The sequence below is a fragment of the Klebsiella michiganensis genome (assembly GCF_002925905.1).
Taxonomy (GTDB): domain Bacteria; phylum Pseudomonadota; class Gammaproteobacteria; order Enterobacterales; family Enterobacteriaceae; genus Klebsiella; species Klebsiella michiganensis.
Genome location: NZ_PRDB01000026.1, coordinates 1 through 16,501, shown reverse-complemented (window position 1 = coordinate 16,501; position 16,501 = coordinate 1). Strand labels below are relative to the sequence as shown.

The window sequence follows — 16,501 nt, the reverse complement described above, 5'->3', positions numbered from 1 at the left end:
CACGGAGTTCCTATGTCCAGTTACCAGGTTGACAGCGCACGAATGAAAAAGGATTTAGCGACGCTGGTTGCCATCAATACGGAAAATCCACCGGGCCATGAGCGTGAAGCCGCCGAATGTCTGGAAGGCTGGCTGCTGACCGCCGGGTTCGATCTCTCCTTTAGCGAATACGCGCCGGGGCGGACCAACGTTATCGCCGTCCTGCACAATGGACCGGGACCGTGCTTCGCCTTCAACACCCATATTGACACCGTTCCGGCGGGCAGCGGCTGGGCGAGCGATCCCTTCACCCTCAGCGAACGCGATGGCCGCCTGTACGGGCGCGGCGCCTGCGATGCCAAAGGCCCGCTGGTGGCGATGGTTGAAGCCCTGCGTCTGCTGGCCGCCAACCGTCAGCGCTGGTCCGGCACCTTGATGGGCGTGTTCACCGCCGATGAAGAGGTCGCCAGCGAAGGGGCGAAATTCTACGTACGCGACACCCCGCCGGCGATTGATTTCGCGGTGATTGGCGAGCCGACATCGAATGCGACCTTCTCGGCTCACAAAGGCAGCTTGCGTCCTCGCGTGCGGGTAAAAGGCGTCACCGCGCACTCCGGCACGCCGGAGCTGGGGGTTAACGCCATTTACCAGTCCGCGCGCCTTTTAGGGCTGATCGAAGAGGCCCACCACCAGCAGGTGCGTTGCCGCTGCCACGATCTGGTCGGCAACGCCAGCCTGACGGTGACCCGCATCCACGGCGGCCATGCGGACAACGTGGTGCCAGACAGCTGCGAGCTGCTGCTCGATCGCCGCATGGTACCGGGGGAAGACGAAGAGGTTGTTAAAGCCGAACTGCAACAGCTGCTCGACCACGCGTACGCGCAGGCAAACGTGGAAGCGGAAATTATCGCCTGGCAGCCCACCACCGGCGGCGCGACGCAAACCGACAGCAGCGAAGCCATTGTCGAGCAAAGCCTTGCCGCCTGCCGCCGTCACGGACAGAGCGAGCCCGGCCCGTTTGGTTTTCAGGGCGGCTGCGACCTGGTGCATTTCCGTTCGCTGGGCGCAAAGGGCGTGGTGATTGGCCCCGGCTCGCTGGCCGTGGCCCACAAGCCCGATGAATTCGTCCCCGTCGATGAATTTATCGCCGCGGCAGATATCTATCTCGATATTGCGCTCGCCATGCTGCCGCCGGCGTCCGATTTATGAAAGCGCAGCTCTTTCGGGGAGACCTGCATTACGCCGGCGTGACGCTGCATACCGCCGCCTCCGGCCCGGTGACGGCGCTCGACACCCTCTGGTTGCGCCTGGAGGACCGTGGCGTGACGGGGATTGGCGAAGTGCGTCTCAACATTCGCTACCTGCACGGCTACCGCGAAGAGCAGGTGCTGAACAACCTGCTTCAGCGCCTCAACGGTTGGGACTGGCGCCAGGAGCCCGCGGCGCAACTTGCCGCGCTGCACGAGGGGGACCGCACGCTGCTGCCGCCGTCGCGCATGGCGCTGGATATGGCGTTGCACGATTTAATGGCGCGTCAGAACGGGGTCAGCGTCGCCGCCTGGCTGGGGGCGCCAGCTGGCCTGCCCGCCTGGCACACCAATCAGACGCTGTTCTGGGGCAGCGAAGCAGAGATGCTGGCGCAGGCGCAGCGCTATGTCGATCGCGGTTTTACCCAGCTGAAGTTACGCACGGGGATAGCGGATTTCGCCACCGACCTGGCCCGCCTGCAAAAGCTGACGCTGCGGTTTGGTCAGCAGATTTCGCTGGCGATTGACGTGAATGGCCAGTGGTCGCTGGCGCAGGCTCACGCGGCGTTCCCTTATCTGCGCGAGCTGAATCTCAGCTATATCGAACAGCCGTTAAGCCCGGCAAACGATAGCCAGCTTGCTGAACTGTACGGCTACGGCATCCCGATCATGCTCGACGAAAGCCTCAACAGCGAGTCGGCCATCACCCGGCTTATCGCCGCCAAAGGTGCGCTGTGGGGGCATCTCAAGCTGGTGAAACTGGGGGGGCTTACTCCGACGCTTGCCGCCGCCGTCCGTCTGCGACTCGCCGACGTGCCGTTCATGATTGGCCAGATGAATGAAGGCCATGCCGCCACCGCCGCCGCGCTCCAGCTGTGCCGCGTGGTGCAACCGGCATTCGCCGAACTGTATGGCGCCGATGGATTAACCGACGATCCCGTCAGCGGGCTGGAATACCGCAATGGCATGGTCGCCGTTAACGACTCTCCCGGTCTGGGCGTGCAGTTCGATGCCGCGCGGGCCAACTTACTCCAGGAGTTTAATGATGCAAGATGTTAACAATGTGATTCAGGGCAGCGAGTCCGCCTTTCGCGCCGACGAATATGCGCAGCGCATTCAGCGTACCCGCGAACGCTTAAGCCGCGCGGGCGTGGACGTGATGATCGTGACCGGCCCGGAAAACATTTTCTGGCTTACCGGTCAGCAAACGCCGGGCTATTACACCTTTCAGGCGCTGCTGCTGCCGGTAGAAGGGGATCCGGTCTTTGTGATTCGCCAGCTCGAATACTTTAACTTTATCGCCAACACCTTTATTTCAGACGCCGCCATCTACCAGGATGGCGATAACCCGGTGGATTTCCTGGTAGGCATGCTGCAACAGCGCGGCTGGCTCAACAAACGCATTGGGCTGGACAAACGCGGCTGGTTCCTGCCGATTGCCGTCTATGAAGCCCTGCAGGCGAAGCTCGGCACCATCGCCGATACCGCGGGCGTCATCGAACCGCTGCGCGCGGTGAAATCGGCGGCGGAGGTGGAAAAAATCGCCCTCGCGGCGCGCTATGTGGATGCGGGCATGCGCGCCGGGATGGCGGCGATTGGCAGCGGCGCGGACGAAAACGCGCTGGTCTCCGCGATGATGGGGGCCGCTATTGCCGCCGGTTCCGAGTATGTCGGCATGGAACCGCTGGTTTCTACCGGCCCACGCAGCGGCGTGCCGCACGGCACCTGGCGACGTCGGGTGATGCAGGATAACGATCCGGTCTTTCTGGAGATGTCCGCCGCCCACGATCGCTACCACGCCGCGATGATGCGCTCCGCCTGGCTGGGCCGTCCGCCCGCTATCGCCATCGAAATGGAAAAAGTTTGTCAGGAAGCCCTGCAGGCCGCCCTCGACGCCATTCGTCCGGGCGCCACCTGCGAAGCGCCGCACCTGGCCTGCCAGAAGGTGATCGACCGCGCGGGATTCACCGAAAACTTCAAAAAACGCACAGGTTACTCCATCGGTATCGCCTTCGCGCCGGACTGGGGCGAAGGCGGCATTCTCAGCCTGTACAGCGGCGTCACCACCGAGCTGCAGCCTGGCATGACCTTCCACATCCCGCCGGCCCTGCGTATCTACGGTCAATTCACCGTCGGCGTCAGCGAAACCGTGGTGGTGACTGAAACCGGATATCGCCAGCTGGGTTCCCTGGCCCGCCCATTAACGCTGCTGTAAGGAAAGAAAGATGAAAGATATCAACGAGTGCCGTGAACGTCTGCGCGGCATTTTCAACATCACCGTCACCCCGTTCACCGCCAGCGGCGCGATCGACTTCCCGGCGCTGCGTGAAAATATCGAACGCGTGATTGATCTGGGCTATGACGGCCTGCTGATTGGCGGCACCTACGGTGAGTTTCCGGTAATGACCGTCGAAGAACGCCGAGAGCTGTTTCATGAGGTGATGGGCTGCGTGGACGACCGCGTGGCGGTGATGCTGTGCAGCGCCAGTTCCGACCCGCGCGACGCCCGCGAGCTGACCCGGCTGGCAAGCGAGCTGGGCGGGCTGCCGATGGTCACCGCCCCCTTTGTTAGCGAAATCACTGACGAACAGATCGTCAGCTACTTCAATGAGATGGCGCCGTTATCCAAAACCGGCATTCTGGTGTACAACGCGCCGGGCATCGGCATCACCCTCTCCCCGGCGCTGCTGGAACGGCTGGCAGAGATCCCGAACGTGGTCGGCATCAAACAGGGCGATCTCAACCCAACCGCCATCGATCAGATTGCCAACCGCCTGCGCGGGCGGCTGCGTTTGTTCTGTGCCTCCGATCTGGCTTTCCTCGGGCCGATGATGGCCGGGTTTGACGGCATCAGCACGACCAACAGCGGCGCGCTGCCGGAGCTGATCGTCAATACCTTCCGCGCCGTAGAACGGGGCGACGCCGCCACCGCCCGCGATTTGCATCAGCTGTGGTACGCGTATCGAGCGCTGGCGCGCAAACACGGTCAGCCGCAGTTGGTGAAAGCGGCGATGGCGCTGCGCGGCTTTAACGGCGGCACCGTACGCGCACCGTTAAAACCGATCGGCGACGCGGCGCTGGCAGAGCTGACCCGCGTAATGCAGGAGCTTGCCAGCGACCCTCGCAGCGGGGTTACGCTGGCGCGTTAAGCGCCGCCTGTAGGAACGCGACGAACAGCGGATGGGGCGCATCCGGGCGGGACATCAGTTCCGGATGCCCCTGAACCCCGTGCCAGAACGGCAGCTCAGGCTGGGAAACGGCTTCCACGATACCGTCGCTTTGCGCGCTCACGCTGACCCCGCCGGGAGACAGCGCCGGCAATAACTCGGGGTTAAAGCAGTAGCGATGGTTGTAGTGCATTTCGCGGATATCGCCGGGGATAAGCCCGGAGGAAAAAGGGAATACGCCGCAGCGATGACGGCCATCGGCAAAGGGAACAAAGCTGTGCAGGGCTTCATCGGGGGCGACTTCCGCGGGTATGGCCGATTCGAAACCCGGGCTACGGCGCACGGCTGCGGTCATCATGCTCTGCATTCCCAGGCACAGCCCCAGCGTTGGCTGCCCGCGGGCCAGGGTCTCTTCCGCCACGCGGATTTGTCCGTTGACCGCCGCCATCGAGGAACCGCCAGGCAGCACCACGCCCTGGAAGGCCTGAAGCTCGTGTAATCCCGTGGACAGGCTGACCGGCGCAAAGAAATGGACCTCCAGGTTCAGCCCCAGCGACGCCGCGGCATCGCCCAGCGAGCCGAGCGTGGCGGGATAGACCAGACGGTGGTCCGCCTCGCGGCCAATCAGCGCGATGCGCAAGGACCCGCCGGCAGACGACGACACGCCGCTATCCCAGCGGCCATAGCGGTCGGCGGTGAGATCTAACAGCGTGTGTTGCCCATCGCTGAGCGTCAGGCGGTGGCGGCTGTCGTCGCTGTAAAGCCGCTGGCCCTGCAGGTCGGCGATAAGCGGCGCCTGCGAGGACGCCAGCACAATGACGGCGTCTGATGACGGCAGGCGGGCGATATCGCGCACCTCTTCACGCAGCGTATCGCTGCGCCAGAGGCCGCTGGTCACGCAGTACCCTGCACGAATGACGTGCTGGTGGCTATCGGGTACATCCCCGGCGAAGTCGGGGCGAAGGCTCCAGAGGGGCAACCCAAGACGATTGGCCCACAGGCTGGCGGTGATACCGTAGCGGGCGGGCGCGGAGCTGTTATCGAGAATAAAGATCGGTGACACGGCGAGTTTCCTGCTGATGTTGGGTACCTAATTGTATTAATTGAATCATTAGATACAAAAGAGGATTTATGAATAACAGTCAAATCGCCCGTCGTATGCAATCCGTACGGCCTTCTCCGACCGCGGCCATTTCTGACCAGGTACGGGTACTGGAAGCCGCAGGCAAGCAGGTTATCAACCTGGGCGAAGGGGAACTGGATTTTGCTACCCCACCCCATATTAGCTATGCGGGCATTGAAGCTATCGTGCATCACCAGACTAAGTATACCGCCGTTTCCGGCACCGCAGCGCTCAAGGCGGCCATTGCCGCCAAGTTCGCTCGCGACAATCAGCTGCGCTACCGTCCGGAAGAGATCATCGCCGGGAGCGGCGCCAAACAGCTTATTTTCAACGCCTTTCTGGCAACCCTGGACGCCGGGCAGCAGGTGATTATTCCCGCGCCCTACTGGGTCTCTTACCCGGATATGGTCTCTCTGGCCGACGGCGAACCGGTGATTGTGCCCTGCGATGAACAACACGGCTGGAAGCTGACGCCGGAACAACTGGCCGCCGCCCTCACCCCGTCAACGCGCTGGTTGATCCTCAATTCGCCGGGCAACCCGACCGGGGCGATTTACAGCGAACGGGAGCTGCGCGCGCTGGCAGACGTGCTGGCGGACTACCCGCAGGTGCTGGTGATGGCCGACGACATTTACGAGCCGCTGCGTTACGACAATACCCCGTTCACCACGTTTGCTCAGGCCGCGCCGCAGCTGGTTTCGCGTACGCTGACGGTGAACGGCGTGTCCAAAAGCCACGCCATGACCGGCTGGCGTCTGGGCTATGCGGGCGGGCCGCAGTGGCTCATTGCCGCCATGCAGATCCTGCAATCACAAAGCACCTCCAACCCCAGCGCGATTTCGCAGGCTGCGGCGGTCGCTGCCCTTAACCATTCGGCGGACTTCTTAGACGGCTGGCTGCACACGCTGGATAAGCGCCGTCAGCAGGTGCTGGGGATGATTGCCGCCACCGAGGGCCTGAGCGCTGGCATTCCCCAGGGCGCATTCTATGTGTTTGCCAACTGCCAGCGGCTCATTGGGCGAGTGACGCCCACCGGCGAAACTCTCCGCGACGACAGCGGACTGGCGAACTGGCTGTTAGAACACACTCAGGTGGCCGTGTTACACGGGTCCGCGTTCGGCATGCCGGGGTATTTACGTATTGCCTACGCGGTGGAAGATGGGCTGCTGACGCAGGCCTGTCAGCGGATTGCCGAAGCCTGCGCGCAGCTGCGTTAGGGCACGCAAGCACCACAATGGCGCCCTGTAAAAAGAAAACCCCGCGCGATGTACTGGCCGGGGTTGTTGAATGCGGGCGCTCCGTTTTCTCAGTTCGCCAGCGCAATAGCGCGGCAATCAGTTTGCGTTCACGCCCGGCCGCTGCGGCAAAAATTCCTCGCCCCTGCCCCCTCCGTCGGGGCGAAATTGCGAAATGCATCACAGTCCAGGAAATAACTTAACAGGTTAACCGGTTAAGTTGAGTTGAGAGGTTGATCGGACAATCGGGTACGGGTATCGTAAGCCTACGAAATAAAATAAATGTAAACAGAAACTGGCGAAACAATGAAAGCAACGGCACAGTCAACGAAATACCAGGTGATAAAGGCAGCACTGTTAGATGAAATAAGAAACGGTACTTTTAAACCCGGGGAAAAATTCTACAGTGAGTCGGAATTAAAAGAGCGTTACTCCGTCAGTTCCGCCACGGTTATTCGCGCTATTCACGAAATGGTCAATGAAGGCTACCTGATTCGCTATCAGGGTAAAGGCACTTTTGTTTCGAAAGCCAAACGTAATGAGAACATTATTTTCTCAGAATCAGATAACGATTTAAAAGGTATGCAGTCGGTTAAAGTTATCGCCTGTGAACTGGAAAACGATCCGTGTATTAAAGAAAAACTCGGGTTAAATGATGATGAAAGATATTATCGTATTGCGCGCTTAAAGTTTGATAATAACAAACCTTATGCATTACAGATTTCGCATATTCCGGCCCGCTACTTCGCCAGTCAATTGACGATTAAGAATTCGGCACTCAGCTCTATTTATGAGGCTTTTAAGGTTAACAATGGTCTTGATATGTACACCATGCCCTATCGGCAGACCATCTGCGCCCTGACCGATGCTGCGCCAGAAGTCCTGCAGCACCTTGAGCTCACGGCTCACCAGCCCGTTATCATGATGAAACGCTACACCCACGACGAGCAAGGTCAGGTGATTGAATATATTGAGACCTGGAAACGGTTAGAATCATTTTATATTGAAATAAGAACGCCAGATAAGGGGGCAGGATGAACCAATTATTATTAATCTCTCATGGGGGTTTCGCCAGCGGTGCCAGACAGGCCACAGAATTAATACTCGGAGCGCAGCCAAACCTTCATGTAGTTGAACTGGATGGTGAGAAAGGGATAGCAGTATTTAAACAGGAACTTCTCGATAAAATCACCATCCTTAGCGCAGCAAAATCCAAAATTATTATCCTCTCTGATTTAAAAAGTGGTTCGCCGTATAACTCCGCAATGGAGATTATTGTCACTAACAACCTATGGAATAATATCACCCTGCTCTCTGGGATGAATTTAAACTTAATTCTGGAAATGGCCATGGCAATTGATGAAAGTCACTCGCCAGCCTCGCTGAATGAAATAATAACTACGGCGCGTGACGGTATTTACCATTTACAGCAGGCGGCGCTTGCCGCCCACACAGACGACGGAGACGAGTAAAAAATGGAGCACATTGCGGTCTGGCAGATAGCGTTACTGACGCTTTATTCAGGGCTGGCGATATACGACGGCAACAACACGACGCTTGGGTTAGTGAAACCGAGCATGGCGGGCTTCTTTGCCGGTCTCATTATGGGCGATATGACCACCGGGCTTATCGTCGGCGGCACCCTGAACCTGCTGGTACTGGGCGTGGGCAACTTCGGCGGCGCGTCGATCCCGGACTACATGACCGGTGCGGTGCTGGGTACCACTTTCGCGATCATCAGCGGCCAGGGCGCGGCGTTTGGCGCCACCATTGCGGTGCCGATTGGTCTCTTAATGGTACAGCTGGATATCCTCGCCCGCTTCAGCAACACCTTTATCCATCATAAGGCCGACAGGCTGATTGAAGAGGGTCAGGTGAAGGCGGCGGCCAGGATGAACCTGCTGGGCCAGGTGCCTATTTCGCTCTCGCGTATGCTGCCGGTGCTGTTGGCGCTGATCCTCGGGGCAACCTTTGTTAATGACGTCGTGACCTGGATCCCCGCGTCCATCATGAACGGTCTTAAAGTCGCCGGTGGCCTACTGCCTGCGCTGGGTATCTCCATCCTGCTGCGCTATTTACCGATTAAGAAGAACATCTCGTTTCTGATTCTGGGCTTTTTCCTGGCGGCCTATCTGAAAGTGCCGGTGCTGGGCGCCGCGCTGCTGGGTCTGGCAATTGCGCTTTACGTCTTCAACTCAGAAAAACAGGTAACGCAAACTACCAAATCCCCGGCAAATGGAGCAATGGGCGATGAATAAAGTACTAAAACGCGTGTTCTGGCGCTGGTTCCTGTTCGGTCAGTCAGGCTGGAACTACGAAAAAATGCAGGGTCTGGGCTATCTGTACAGCATCTATCCGTTCCTTGAGAAAAAGTACGCAAAACCCGAAGAGCAGAAGGACGCGGCGAAGGTACACAGCCAGTTCTTTAACACCAACAACACCATGGCGCCGGGGATCCTCGGGGTGAACATCGCCCTGGAAGAGCAGACCGGGCTTGCGGGCAAAGATGCGGTTGCCGGGATAAAAACCGGTCTGATGGGGCCGCTGGCGGGCATCGGAGATACGCTGTTCTTTGTTATTCCGACCACCATTATCGGTTCTGTCGCTTCGTACCTCGCGCTGCAGGGCAACCCGGTGGGGCTTGTTCTCTGGCTACTGTTCGCCCTGGTTCGCATGCTGTTTATGCGCTTTAGCATCAGCAAAGGGTATCAGGAAGGGGTCAACCTGCTGGGGTCTTTGACCAATAACCTCAACAAAATTACCCGCGCAGCCAATATTCTCGGGCTGACGGTTATCGGGGCGCTTATCCCCTCGGTGGTGAAGGCGAATCTTAATTTCGAATTCAGCTACGGCGAGGTGTCGCTCAAGCTGCAGAGCATTGCCGACCAGATTATGCCCGGGCTTATTCCGCTGCTGGTTGTGGGGTTCACCTGGTGGCTGCTGGGGCTCAAAAAGATGAACTCGACTCGGGTCATTTTTGTCCTGATTGCTTTAGGTATTATCGGCTACAACCTGAATATTCTCGGTTAAGTAACACATTGATTTAAGGAACTTATCATGAAAGGTATTGTGCATATTCGTGTCGATGACCGGCTGATCCACGGCCAGGTGGCCACCCGCTGGGTAAGCCACTTCAACGCCAACCGTATTATGGTGATTGACGACGCCGTAGCTGCAAACGATGTAGAGAAAATGCTGCTGCGCAGTGCAGCCCCGGAAGGCTGCAACACCTCTATTCTCTCTTTTGAGAAAGCCAGCGCCAATATCCTCGCCGGCAACTACGACGGTCAGCGCGTACTGATCCTGCTGAAGACCCCGGAGCTGGCGCTGAAGCTGATGAACGCCGGAATTGCCCTCCCCCAGCTCAATATCGGCAATATGTCCAACAAAGACGATCGCCGCCAGATCAAACGCTCGGTCAGCGTCAACGATGCTGAGATCGCGGCCATCAACGCGCTGCTGGAAAAAGGTGTGGCGGTGACGGCGCAGATGACGCCGGAAGAGCCGAACGCCTGTATCACCACGTTTTTAAAAGCCGATAAGGGATAAGGGATAAGGGATAAGGGATAAGGGATGTCACCACATCAGCAGCAGTATTATCAGCATGTTTTAGCGACGCTGAATCAGGTGTTTCTTACTCAGAGCGCTGAAGTTGAGCAGGCGGCGGCGCTGTTTGCCGAGTGCGTCAAAGCCAACGGCATTATTCACGGCTTTGGCTCCGGCCACTCGTTTGCCGCGGCGGTTGAGCTGGCCGGTCGTGCGGGCGGCCTGGTCAATACCAAAGCCATTGACCAGTTCTATGGGCCAACCGGCTGGTTTGATTCGCTGAAAGGGATTGGCGACATCTTCTCCGGGCTGCTCGATCTGCGCGAGTCAGACTGCTTTGTGATTATCTCCAACTCCGGCACTAAACCGCTGCACGTTGAGCTGGCACGCAATGTCAAAGAGAGGGGGCTGAAGCTGGTGGTTATCACCCGCTACGCCGGTGAGTCGACGCCAACGAGCGAGAGCATTCGCGACTATGCCGATGTCATTCTCGATAACGGCTGCCCGTCCGGTGACTGCACGCTAAGTATGGATAACGGCAACATCATGACCGGTCCGGTGTCCTCGCTGTCTGCGGCCTTCATCATCAATAACGTGGTGATCCGCTGCATCGAGATGCTGCTGGAACAAGGTATCGCGCCGCCGGTGATGCGCAGCATCAATCTGCCCGGCGGTAAAGAATACAACGACATGCTGATGAGTCAGTACAAAGAGCGCGTATTCACGCTGTAGGGAAAAATCATGAAAGAGAGTCTGTCGAATCGCCTCACACCGCTGCCCTTTCCTGCCCTCACGCCCGACGCCTGTCGGGATGAGCTGACGGCGTGCGCGCGACGCATCGCGCGTAACATGGGTCTGTACGGCGAGAAATTCCCCTCAGCCTGCACGATCCATAATCGCTACGTTCTGAAAGAGAATAACGACTGGACCAACGGATTCTGGACCGGGATGCAGGCAATGGCCTGGGAGTTCAGCGGCGATCGCGCCTACCTGGACGGCGTTGAACGCAACGTGGCGAGTTTTAAAGCCCGCCTGGCGGCGCACCACGTCCTCGATCACCACGATATCGGCTTCCTTTATAGCCTGTCGGCAGTCGCGTACTGGAAACTGACGGAGCGCGAAGCGCTAACCCCGCTTATTCTGGCGGCGGCCGATCTGCTGGTAAACCGTTTTCACCCCAGCGCCGGTTTTATCCAGGCCTGGGGGACGCTTAACGACCCGCAGGAGTACCGGCTTATTATCGATTCATTGATTAACCTTCCCCTGCTCCACGTGGCGGCAAAGATCAGCGGTGAATCACGTTATCGGGAAGTGGCTGAACGCCACTATGCGGCGGTCATCAACAACATTTTTCGCGAAGACGGCTCCACTTTCCATACCTTCTATTTTGACCAGACAAGCGGTGCGCCTTCGCACGGGAAAACCTTTCAGGGCTACAGCGATAACTCCTGCTGGGCCCGCGGCCAGGCGTGGGCCATTCTCGGCATCCCGCTTCACTGGTCGGCTACCGGCGAAACCGACCACTACGAACGGTGGCAGCAGGCCTGCGAGTATTTCTTCCGCTACCTGCCGGAGGACGGCGTTCCCGCCTGGGATCTGCTGCTGGCTGCAGATCCGGACGCCCCGAAAGACAGCTCCGCGCTGGCGATTGCGGTCTGCGGCCTGCTGGAAGCGCATAAGCACTTTCCGGATGCCGGTTACCAGAAACTGGCGCGTCAGTGTCTGCTGGCATTAATGCGCGGCGCGTCTGCCCGCGATGATGATGTCTGCGAAGGCTTACTTAAACATGGTGTTTACGCCTATGCCCTCGGTAAAGGCATCGATGAATGTAATCTCTGGGGAGATTACTTCTATATGGAAGCGTTATACCGAGTCTACCAACCACAATGGTCAGGATACTGGTTATGACAATGATTCAGAGCTATTTAGATATCGTCCAGAAAAAACTTAACGACATTACTCAACAGCAAAGCCATAAAATCACTTCCACCGCCGTGGAACTGGCAAAAATCATTAACCAGGGAGGTGTAATTTATATTTTCGGCTGCGGCCACTCACATATTTTCGCTGAAGATGTATTTTATCGTGCCGGAGGAATCGCCCCGGTTCGGCCAATATTTATCGAACCTTTAATGTTACATCAGGGGGCGGCGGCCTCATCATATTATGAAAAACAGAATGACTATATTGCTGAGCACCTGGAGAGATTCTCGATCACCAGTAAAGATGCGCTGATTGTTATCTCAACTTCCGGGATTAACCCCGCTCCGGTCGATGCAGCGCTCTGGGCAAAACAGCACGGGGCATTTACCCTGGCGCTGACCAGCTTTCTGTATGCCGAGACCCAACCGTCGAAGCACAAGGCTGGCCTTAAGCTGCGGGACTGCGTGGATGTCGCCATTGATAACCAGGTGCCCATCGGTGATGCGGTGCTTTCCCTTACGGAGCATGCAACGCCGTTCGCGCCGGTTTCCTCAATGACCGGGCTATTTATTATGCACACCCTGTTCGCGGAAATCATAGCGAACCTGGGGAGTGAAAATAAATCTCTGCCGGTATTTTTGAGCGGTAACATTGCGAATTCCTCAAAACATAATGAATATCTTCTCGAAAAATACGGTGCGCAAATCCCGGAGCTCATAAATAACACGAGTTTTAAATAAGCAGTACATCCCCTCGCCCTATAATACATGGTTTTATAAGGTATATAATAATGACAAGTCATAGACTCAGAGTTTCTCTGTGTACACCGCTGTTTCTTTTTATTGCTGCAGATGCCTTTGCGGAAGAAGAAACGGATTATGAAGCGCCTTCTCAGTTTGAGAAAGCGTTTTATGATGAAGGAAAATTAAATCTCAATACCTCACTATATATTCGTCATCGTGCTGTAAAAGACCCCGCGACCGGTAAATATGGACTGGGTCCAGCCGGGATCCAGAACCAGACCGGTAACGTGGCAATTAGCTATATTTCAGGCTATTACCAGGACGTTATTGGCTTTGATTTCTGGGGCAACGCCAACATTAAGCTCGGGCATACCGTCGGTCAGTCGGAGATCCTTTACTACGACTACGATTGCGGCGAGCCGGGCAAGTTCAGCCCGTGCGAGAAGTCCTACATGAGCGTGTCGGTTGCCGCACTCAAGCTCAACCTTGGCGATGCAGGCACCAACTTCAAGCTGGCCGCGGGCTATACCCCCATTAACTCCGGTACCGTAAAAAGCAGCTGGGGCCTCAACCCTCACGCTTTTCGCGGGTTTGACAGTGCCCTGACCCTTGACAAACTGAGGCTGACCTACGCCTGGGCCGACCGCTTCAAGAACGACTGGAGCCGTGATTTTAAACCGATGACCACGGCCTGGCACCAGAACAACGCCGCCGGACTCGATGACAACGGCAAAACCATTAAAGCCGGTGCAATCATCGATTACATTCACACGGTGGGCGCAGTCTATAACTTTGGCAGTACCGTGCTTGACGTGGGCTATGGCGAAGGTAAAGGCTACCGTCGCAACTGGCAGGCACAGGTAGAGCGTCACGATACGTTGACAAAGGATGTCTCCCTGCAGAGTAAGCTCTTCTACCAGGGTGCGCGCTACATTGAAGATCTGTCGAAAATTAAAGATCCTGCAACGGAATATTATGTGGGGGTTGGTTTTAACCTGAGCCACGACAACACCGTGTGGTCCCTTGGCTATAGTCAGAACTACGCCCCGAACACCGGAGATTACAACTTCCGCTTAACCCCGTGGGCGAACTCCGATAAGCGTGATTATCAGCCGACGCTGTCGCAGCTGGAAGACTTTAACGTTTCCGGCGCCCGCGCGGTTCGTTTTGGCGTGAGTTATAACTTTGCCGATCTTAATCTACCGGAGTTAACCCTGGGCGGTGCCGGAACCTACGGCTGGCACGTGGTTAGCGATGTCAGTAAAACCGGTTCGACGAGAAAGTACGACGGGAGCATGGTGTCGTTCGATCTTTCCGCTCGCTATCAGGTGGCGGACGGCATGGCGAAAGGCCTCTCCTTTACCCTGCTCCCGGCGCTCTTCCGGGCGACAGACAGCAACTATAAAACCGATCGTAACGACGTGAAGTTTATCGTCGGCTACAGCATCAATATCTTCTGAGCCCGCCCCCCTCAACAGCGCATGAGGGGGACTTTGCGAAGGGAACCGCACCTGTCAGCTTCAAACGGCCAGAGCGGGTTACTCAACCGAATGGCATACTGAATAGCGGCACATAAGAAAAAACCCCGAGCGATTAAATAGCTCGGGGTTTGTATGACAGGATTGCACGATGCCGAAGAAAGCAAAAGAACCATCAGGACTAGCCGTAGATAGATAAGTGACATTAAAATAACACTCGGAGATAGTTCGAACTGTTTTTGACCTGCTACCTTGTCATACTAAACATTTCTCTGTAGATAATTCTGGCTTACTCCCTCACCATTTTCATATATTCATAAAATATGATAACCATCACATTCATGATCAGGATGCCAATTTTTGATATAGCTAGCTTTTACTTTTTGCTACAGATGGTAATGCACCCTAAAAAAGGAATTAATCATGAAAATGACAATAATATATGCACTACTATCCGTATTTTTTGGAGTATATGGAACAACGGCCAGTGCCAGTAACACAAATCAAGTGTCACAAAATTTAGAAACTACAATTCCCCAACAAAAGCAAATAGTTACCGGCAATTGGGACGAGTTCAACTCAAGAAAAATTGACAGGCTCATTCAAGAAGCAAAGCAGAAGCCTGCGCATTCTTTATATGCTGTTTTTGATTTTGACAACACAACAGCTTTTCTGGATATCGAAGAGGCAACGCTTATCTATCAACTAGAAAACCTTAAATTTTCGATGAAACCTGAGATATTGAAACAGATAATTTACAAAGATATACCGCCTTCAAACTTTAACTCGGATTATAATAATAAAAATCATCAACCGGTTAATATAAACCTCATTGGTCAAGACATTATTGATAGCTACACATGGCTATACAATAATTACAGCGGATTTGCGGGTAATAAAACGCTTGATGAAATTAAAAAAAATTCCAATTATATGAATTTTATAGTGAAAATGAGATATTTATATGATGCAATAGGTGGGTCATTCGACCATGAGGTATCTTATCCATGGGTGACGTATCTTTTTTCTGGCATGTCCAAAAAAGAAGTAGCTGATTTAGTGCACGATACTATTGAGTGGCAAAATAACCAGCCTATCGGAAAGGTGACATGGGTAAGCCCGGCAGATATGGCAGGCCGAGCTGGTATCGTATCAGTAACATGGAAAAACGGATTCAGGCTGATCCCAGAAATGCAGACATTATATAAAAACCTACAGCAGGCAGGTGTTGATGTTTATGTCATTTCCGCTTCAGCTTTAGATGTGATAAAAAGCATCGTTACTACAGGAAAATATGGTTTTTCTGTTCCTGAGTCTCATGTCTATGCAATGCATCCCTTATATGATAAAGAAGGTAGATTGACTCACAGCCTCGATCCATACTATCCCCAGACGCAAGGTAAAGGTAAAACCGAAACTATAAAGAAATTTATACAACAACATTACAAAAATACAGGACCAATATTAGTTGCTGGCGATAGCGAAGGAGATCAAAACATGATGTCCGACTTTAATGACACAAAGTGTGTTCTTATTATTAACCGGCTACGCTCATCTGACACCATTATCGGTGAGCTATCAGCTAAAGCCGTTCGTGACTATAATAAAGATGATGCAAAAATATTATTACAAGGAAGAGATGAAAATAAAGGGGAATTTTTACCATCACAAAGTAGCATATTGATGGGCACTAATAACGAAGTATCTTTACCATAGTTATCAACTTACAGCAATGCCTCTTACTTGAAACGGGGGCATTGCTAGTGAAATGATATTAATTACTTTAAATATAACATCATGACCTTGTCATAGTACATTATTTACAATAACGCCTTACGTTGATATTTTTAAAGGATTAAAAACCATAATACTGCGCAGTATAATCAAACATTCCTTTTTAAGCATGAACATATTAAATCCAGCAACTTTAATAACAAAATTCAATTTATGACATAAGTCCTCTATACAACATCCATTGTTTTGCCATCAAAACCTGATGTCAAAGAATAACCATTTTCATCCAGATTATTAAACACATCCAAAATTCCGTTAGTTGTATA

At 54.8% G+C, this 16,501-nt stretch carries 16 protein-coding genes; 15 read left to right on the top strand and 1 reads right to left on the bottom strand.

Annotated features, from left to right (window positions below):
• The first annotated feature begins 12 nt into the window (after positions 1–12).
• From CDA56_RS28675 to CDA56_RS28660, 4 genes are read left to right on the top strand one after another with little or no spacing between them, the layout of a single operon-like run.
• A complete protein-coding gene (locus CDA56_RS28675; RefSeq protein WP_102803831.1) occupies positions 13–1,188 on the top strand; it encodes a M20 family metallopeptidase in 1,176 nt (391 codons plus the stop codon).
• Positions 1,185–2,285: a mandelate racemase/muconate lactonizing enzyme family protein gene (locus tag CDA56_RS28670; RefSeq protein ID WP_103815019.1), complete on the top strand. Its 1,101-nt coding sequence runs from the start codon at positions 1,185–1,187 to the stop codon at positions 2,283–2,285. Before CDA56_RS28675 ends, CDA56_RS28670 begins: the two co-directional genes overlap by 4 nt.
• Positions 2,272–3,441 carry a M24 family metallopeptidase gene (locus tag CDA56_RS28665; protein ID WP_014228693.1) on the top strand — a complete coding sequence of 390 codons (1,170 nt, stop codon included), beginning with the start codon at positions 2,272–2,274 and terminating at the stop codon, positions 3,439–3,441. The genes CDA56_RS28670 and CDA56_RS28665 overlap by 14 nt, the downstream gene beginning before the upstream one ends.
• A gap of 10 nt (positions 3,442–3,451) precedes the next feature.
• A complete protein-coding gene (locus CDA56_RS28660) occupies positions 3,452–4,375 on the top strand; it encodes a dihydrodipicolinate synthase family protein (protein ID WP_103815017.1) in 924 nt (307 codons plus the stop codon).
• On the opposite strand, the gene CDA56_RS28655 is transcribed toward CDA56_RS28660, so the two are convergent.
• Positions 4,359–5,456, bottom strand: a complete 1,098-nt coding sequence (locus CDA56_RS28655) for a glutamine amidotransferase-related protein (RefSeq protein WP_103815015.1) — start codon at positions 5,454–5,456, stop codon at positions 4,359–4,361. The two genes, CDA56_RS28660 and CDA56_RS28655, sit on opposite strands and share 17 nt — an antisense overlap.
• Positions 5,457–5,524: 68 nt before the next feature.
• Between CDA56_RS28655 and CDA56_RS28650 the strand changes: the two genes are divergently transcribed.
• From CDA56_RS28650 to CDA56_RS28600, 11 genes are all read left to right on the top strand, one after another.
• Positions 5,525–6,733 carry a pyridoxal phosphate-dependent aminotransferase gene (locus CDA56_RS28650; RefSeq protein WP_014837999.1) on the top strand — a complete coding sequence of 403 codons (1,209 nt, stop codon included), beginning with the start codon at positions 5,525–5,527 and terminating at the stop codon, positions 6,731–6,733.
• A gap of 324 nt (positions 6,734–7,057) precedes the next feature.
• Complete coding sequence (locus tag CDA56_RS28645; protein ID WP_014837997.1) at positions 7,058–7,789, top strand: GntR family transcriptional regulator; 732 nt, start codon at positions 7,058–7,060, stop codon at positions 7,787–7,789.
• Entirely contained in the window at positions 7,786–8,223 is a 438-nt protein-coding gene (locus CDA56_RS28640) for a PTS sugar transporter subunit IIA (RefSeq protein ID WP_014228688.1), read from the top strand. Before CDA56_RS28645 ends, CDA56_RS28640 begins: the two co-directional genes overlap by 4 nt.
• A gap of 3 nt (positions 8,224–8,226) precedes the next feature.
• Positions 8,227–9,009: a PTS mannose/fructose/sorbose/N-acetylgalactosamine transporter subunit IIC gene (locus CDA56_RS28635; RefSeq protein WP_080528665.1), complete on the top strand. Its 783-nt coding sequence runs from the start codon at positions 8,227–8,229 to the stop codon at positions 9,007–9,009.
• Positions 9,002–9,781, top strand: a complete 780-nt coding sequence (locus CDA56_RS28630) for a PTS system mannose/fructose/sorbose family transporter subunit IID (RefSeq protein WP_103815013.1) — start codon at positions 9,002–9,004, stop codon at positions 9,779–9,781. Before CDA56_RS28635 ends, CDA56_RS28630 begins: the two co-directional genes overlap by 8 nt.
• A gap of 27 nt (positions 9,782–9,808) precedes the next feature.
• Positions 9,809–10,300: a PTS sugar transporter subunit IIB gene (locus tag CDA56_RS28625; RefSeq protein ID WP_014837995.1), complete on the top strand. Its 492-nt coding sequence runs from the start codon at positions 9,809–9,811 to the stop codon at positions 10,298–10,300.
• 24 nt (positions 10,301–10,324) lie between these two features.
• A complete protein-coding gene (locus tag CDA56_RS28620) occupies positions 10,325–11,029 on the top strand; it encodes a sugar isomerase domain-containing protein (protein WP_014837994.1) in 705 nt (234 codons plus the stop codon).
• A gap of 9 nt (positions 11,030–11,038) precedes the next feature.
• Positions 11,039–12,205 carry a glycoside hydrolase family 88 protein gene (locus CDA56_RS28615; RefSeq protein ID WP_064405583.1) on the top strand — a complete coding sequence of 389 codons (1,167 nt, stop codon included), beginning with the start codon at positions 11,039–11,041 and terminating at the stop codon, positions 12,203–12,205.
• Positions 12,184–12,960 (top strand): SIS domain-containing protein, encoded by a 777-nt coding sequence (locus CDA56_RS28610; protein ID WP_306010948.1) that lies wholly within the window; start codon positions 12,184–12,186, stop codon positions 12,958–12,960. The genes CDA56_RS28615 and CDA56_RS28610 overlap by 22 nt, the downstream gene beginning before the upstream one ends.
• Before the next feature lie 50 nt (positions 12,961–13,010).
• Positions 13,011–14,423, top strand: a complete 1,413-nt coding sequence (locus CDA56_RS28605; protein WP_049083500.1) for an OprD family outer membrane porin — start codon at positions 13,011–13,013, stop codon at positions 14,421–14,423.
• A 441-nt stretch (positions 14,424–14,864) separates the two neighbouring features.
• A complete protein-coding gene (locus tag CDA56_RS28600; RefSeq protein ID WP_102803828.1) occupies positions 14,865–16,157 on the top strand; it encodes an HAD family hydrolase in 1,293 nt (430 codons plus the stop codon).
• Positions 16,158–16,501 lie beyond the last annotated feature (344 nt).